Origin of the sequence: Erythrobacter sp. HI0063 (assembly GCF_001635685.1) — a bacterium.
Classification (GTDB): domain Bacteria; phylum Pseudomonadota; class Alphaproteobacteria; order Sphingomonadales; family Sphingomonadaceae; genus Qipengyuania.
This window is the reverse complement of the sequence record NZ_LWFF01000220.1, coordinates 1-280: the sequence shown is the minus strand read 5'-3', so window position 1 is coordinate 280 and position 280 is coordinate 1. Positions and strand designations below refer to the sequence as shown.

General features: G+C 54.6%; 1 pseudogene. It reads right to left on the bottom strand.

The features are described 5' to 3' along the window. Positions 1-217: pseudogene (locus A3736_RS07150) on the bottom strand (hypothetical protein); the annotation flags it as partial. Positions 218-280: the final 63 nt, after the last annotated feature.

The window sequence follows — 280 nt, the reverse complement described above, 5'->3', positions numbered from 1 at the left end:
TCAGATAAGCCTGATCGAATTCCGTCCATCCGGCGGGAGCGGTTTCACCTTCGTCGAACAGAGTCATGATCGTGGGGATCCGCGTATCGGAACCTTCGACACGTTCGCTACCGGTCATGCCCAAAATCCGCATCGAAGCGTAATCGGCGAGCTGGCGGAATGTCTTACCGGAAACATGGGCAAGATCGATCAACACGACCGATCCGGTGAGTTCCATGCTGATAGGGATCTGAAGCCGACTGGCTTTGTAAACGCGAAGAACGGGCATCTCGATGTGTCT